The sequence below is a fragment of the Rothia sp. HC945 genome (assembly GCF_051370785.1).
Taxonomy (GTDB): domain Bacteria; phylum Actinomycetota; class Actinomycetes; order Actinomycetales; family Micrococcaceae; genus Rothia.
In genome coordinates this window covers 1-5,315 of the sequence record NZ_JBFCSN010000008.1, presented here as the reverse complement: position 1 = coordinate 5,315, position 5,315 = coordinate 1, and the positions used below count along the sequence as shown (strand labels likewise).

Genomic DNA, 5,315 nt, shown 5'->3' with positions numbered 1-5,315 from the left:
ACACACACCAACCCACACGGGCCAGCATGGCGAAAACCAATCAAACAACACACCCACAACAGGTCGTTGCTTCAAAACCATACAGTGAACACGAACACACAACAATCATCTACAAACCCTCGCGGCAACCACAACAACACCCCCCACAAAAAAAAAGGGGAAACGTATTGTGTGTAAACCTTCGGCCTATTAGTACCGGTCAACTCCACCAGTCTTCAGTCCTGGCTTCCATACCCGGCCTATCAACCCCGTCATCTACAGGGAGCCTCACACCCCACAAAGGAGGCAAGGAGAACTCATCTCGAAGCAAGCTTCCCGCTTAGATGCCTTCAGCGGTTATCTCTCCCGAACGTAGCCAATCAGCCATGCACCTGGCGGTACAACTGACATACCAGAGGTTCGTCCGTCCCGGTCCTCTCGTACTAAGGACAGGCCTCCACAATTCTCCAACGCACGCAGCGGATAGGGACCGAACTGTCTCACGACGTTCTGAACCCAGCTCGCGTGCCGCTTTAATGGGCGAACAGCCCAACCCTTGGGACCAACTCCAGCCCCAGGATGCGACGAGCCGACATCGAGGTGCCAAACCATGCCGTCGATATGAACTCTTGGGCAAGATCAGCCTGTTATCCCCGAGGTACCTTTTATCCGTTGAGCGACGGCCATTCCACAATGAACCGCCGGATCACTAGTCCCGACTTTCGTCCCTGCTCGACCTGCCAGTCTCACAGTCAAGCTCCCTTGTGCACTTGCACTCAACACCTGATTGCCAACCAGGCTGAGGGAACCTTTGGGCGCCTCCGTTACTCTTTAGGAGGCAACCGCCCCAGTTAAACTACCCATCAGGCACTGTCCCTGACCCAGATCATGGGCCGAGGTTAGACATCCAATATGACCAGAGTGGTATTTCAACAACGACTCCACCACGACTAGCGCCGTAGCTTCACAATCTCCCACCTATCCTACACAAGCCACACCGAACACCAATACCAAACTATAGTAAAGGTCACGGGGTCTTTCCGTCCTGCTGCGCGAAACGAGCATCTTTACTCGTACTGCAATTTCGCCGAGTTCATGGTTGAGACAGCAGGGAAGTCGTTACTCCATTCGTGCAGGTCGGAACTTACCCGACAAGGAATTTCGCTACCTTAGGATGGTTATAGTTACCACCGCCGTTTACTGGGGCTTAAATTCTCCGCTTCGACCCAAAAGAGCCTAACGAGTCCTCTTAACCTTCCAGCACCGGGCAGGAGTCAGTCCGTATACATCGTCTTGCGACTTCGCACGGACCTGTGTTTTTGATAAACAGTCGCTTCCCCCTGGTCTCTGCGACCCATACACGCTCACTACCGCACGGGCAGCTCACGCTCAAGGTCCCCCTTCTCCCGAAGTTACGGGGGCATTTTGCCGAGTTCCTTAACCATGATTCTCTCGAACGCCTTAGTATTCTCTACCTGATCACCTGTGTCGGTTTAGGGTACGGGCAACTAGAACCTCACGCCGATGCTTTTCTCGACAGCATAGGATCACCGGATCCCCCCACAAACGGGGGTCCCATCACATCTCAGGCACACAGGCCGCGCATTTAACAACGACCAACCCTACATGCTTAGACCACGACAACCACCGCGTGGCCCGGCTACCTTCCTGCGTCACACCCGTTAATGCGTTTACCGCCCCGGATCAGGTCCCGTGCAGGCACGCACCAGCACTCCACAAGGAAGCACACAGCACGACCCGGACGGTTAGTATCACCGGCTTGGTATGGACGGTCCTTCGTCGGTACGGGAATATCAACCCGTTATCCATCGACTACGCCTGTCGGCCTCGCCTTAGGCCCCGACTAACCCAGGGAAGATTAGCTTGACCCTGGAACCCTTGATCATTCGGCGGATACGTTTCCCACGCATCATTCGCTACTCATGCCTGCATTCTCACTCGCGTACACTCCACCATACGTTCACACGACGGCTTCACCGCAGTACACGACGCTCCCCTACCCAACACCACAAAGGCATTGTCACGACTTCGGCGGTGTGCTTGAGCCCCGCTACATTATCGGCGCAGAATCACTTGACCAGTGAGCTATTACGCACTCTTTCAAGGATGGCTGCTTCTAAGCCAACCTCCTGGTTGTCTCAGCAACTCCACATCCTTTCCCACTTAGCACACGCTTAGGGGCCTTAGTCGATGATCTGGGCTGTTTCCCTCTCGACAATGAAGCTTATCCCCCACTGTCTCACTGCCGCGCTTACACTTGCCCGCATTCGGAGTTTGGCTGACGTCAGTAACCCGTAAAGGCCCATCAGCCAACCAGTAGCTCTACCTCAGACAAGCAACACACGACGCTGCACCTAAATGCATTTCGGGGAGAACCAGCTATCACAGAGTTTGATTGGCCTTTCACCCCTACCCACAGCTCATCCCCTCCATTTTCAACTGAAGTGGGTTCGGTCCTCCACGCGCTCTTACACACGCTTCAACCTGGCCATGGGTAGATCACTCCGCTTCGGGTCTAGACCGTGCCACTCAAACGCCCTATTCAGACTCGCTTTCGCTACGACTACCCCACACGGGTTAACCTCGCGACACAGCACTAACTCGCAGGCTCATTCTTCAAAAGGCACGCCATCACACCACAACGATGCTCTGACGGCTTGTAGGCACACGGTTTCAGGTACTATTTCACTCCCCTCACGGGGTACTTTTCACCATTCCCTCACGGTACTGATACACTATCGGTCACAAGAAAGTATTCAGGCTTACCAGGTGGTCCTGGCAGATTCACACGAGATTCCACGAGCCCCGTGCTACTCGGGAACACACACAATGCCAGTACCATGGTTTCGACTACGGGACTCTCACCCACTCCGGTCCACCATCCCAGATGATTCGCCTACCACAACACTGCACACCACCGGCCAAACAAGAACCAGTAAAAAGTGCGCCCCACAACACCCATGATGCAACCCCTTGCCGGTATCACACACCACAGGTTTAGCCTCATCCGCGTTCGCTCGCCACTACTAACAGAATCATTATTATTTTCTCTTCCTGAGGGTACTGAGATGTTTCACTTCCCCCCGTTCCCTCCACACACCCTATACATTCAGGTGCGGGTCACTACCCTTGACAGGCAGCGGGGTTTCCCCATTCGGACACCCTCGGATCACAGCCCAGTTATCGACTCCCCGAGGCTTATCGCAGATTCACACGTCCTTCATCGGCTTCTTGTGCCCAGGCATCCACCGTGCGCCCTTAACGATTTACACACAAATGATCACCACAAAGGCATTCACATAAACAATCACCGGGGAACCCACCAACAGGCAGGAACCCCAAGATGCTCGCGTCCACTATATAGTTCTCAAACAACAACCCACCACACCACACCCACCACCCCACAAACAGGGCACCAGGCACGACGCACGGGCCAAACCAAGACAACAACCACACGGTTCATTGCCTCAAAACCCAACAGTGCACTCTGCCGGCCACACAACAACACCACAACAGTGCCACCATGCAACCAAAGAACATCGCATTCCACCCATGAGCAAACCACCCGCACAACACTCGTGCACGGACATGGCCAACCAAAAAAGTTGAGCTCCTTAGAAAGGAGGTGATCCAGCCGCACCTTCCGGTACGGCTACCTTGTTACGACTTAGTCCCAATCGCCAGTCCCACCTTCGACGACTCCCCCCACAAGGGTTGGGCCATCGGCTTCGGGTGTTACCAACTTTCGTGACTTGACGGGCGGTGTGTACAAGGCCCGGGAACGTATTCACCGCAGCGTTGCTGATCTGCGATTACTAGCGACTCCGACTTCATGGGGTCGAGTTGCAGACCCCAATCCGAACTGAGACCGGCTTTTTGGGATTAGCTCCACCTCACAGTATCGCAACCCATTGTACCGGCCATTGTAGCATGCGTGAAGCCCAAGACATAAGGGGCATGATGATTTGACGTCATCCCCACCTTCCTCCGAGTTGACCCCGGCAGTCTCCTATGAGTCCCCACCACAACGTGCTGGCAACATAGAACGAGGGTTGCGCTCGTTGCGGGACTTAACCCAACATCTCACGACACGAGCTGACGACAACCATGCACCACCTGTACACCAGCCCCGAAGGGAAACAACATCTCTGCTGCGATCCGGTGTATGTCAAGCCTTGGTAAGGTTCTTCGCGTTGCATCGAATTAATCCGCATGCTCCGCCGCTTGTGCGGGCCCCCGTCAATTCCTTTGAGTTTTAGCCTTGCGGCCGTACTCCCCAGGCGGGGCACTTAATGCGTTAGCTACGGCGCGGAAAACGTGGAATGTCCCCCACACCTAGTGCCCAACGTTTACGGCATGGACTACCAGGGTATCTAATCCTGTTCGCTCCCCATGCTTTCGCTCCTCAGCGTCAGTAACAGCCCAGAGACCTGCCTTCGCCATCGGTGTTCCTCCTGATATCTGCGCATTTCACCGCTACACCAGGAATTCCGGTCTCCCCTACTGCACTCCAGCCTGCCCGTACCCACTGCACACCCGGGGTTGAGCCCCGGGCTTTCACAGCAGACGCGACAAACCGCCTACGAGCTCTTTACGCCCAATAATTCCGGACAACGCTTGCGCCCTACGTATTACCGCGGCTGCTGGCACGTAGTTAGCCGGCGCTTCTTCTGCAGGTACCGTCACTTTCGCTTCTTCCCTGCTGAAAGAGGTTTACAACCCGAAGGCCGTCATCCCCCACGCGGCGTCGCTGCATCAGGCTTGCGCCCATTGTGCAATATTCCCCACTGCTGCCTCCCGTAGGAGTCTGGGCCGTGTCTCAGTCCCAGTGTGGCCGGTCACCCTCTCAGGCCGGCTACCCGTCGTCGCCTTGGTAAGCCATTACCTCACCAACAAGCTGATAGGACGTGAGCCCATCAAGAACCAGTACAAACCCTTTCCACCAGCACCCCATGCGAGGACTGGTCGTATCCGGTATTAGACCCAGTTTCCCGGGCTTATCCCAGAGTCCAAGGAAGGTCACTCACGTATTACTCACCCGTTCGCCACTCATCCACCAGGTGCAAGCACCCGGCTTCAGCGTTCGACTTGCATGTGTTAAGCACGCCGCCAGCGTTCGTCCTGAGCCAGGATCAAACTCTCCGTTAAAAAACAAAAAGAAAAACCCGTGGCCCAACAAAATAAAACCCCAACAGGCAACCATCACGGAGGTGACAGCACAACGCCTGCCAGGCAATGTTGAAACCAACAAGAATTCAAAAAACTTGGTACAACATTCAAACAAAGCACACTATTGAGTTCTCAAACAACAAACC

At 54.8% G+C, this 5,315-nt stretch carries 2 rRNA genes; both read right to left on the bottom strand.

From position 1 onward, the window contains the following. Window positions 1–169 precede the first annotated feature (169 nt). A 23S ribosomal RNA gene (locus tag AB0Y14_RS12385) occupies window positions 170–3,272 on the bottom strand. A gap of 346 nt (window positions 3,273–3,618) precedes the next feature. Next, window positions 3,619–5,148, bottom strand: a 16S ribosomal RNA gene (locus tag AB0Y14_RS12380). Together the 16S and 23S rRNA genes form the textbook arrangement of a ribosomal RNA operon. Window positions 5,149–5,315: the final 167 nt, after the last annotated feature.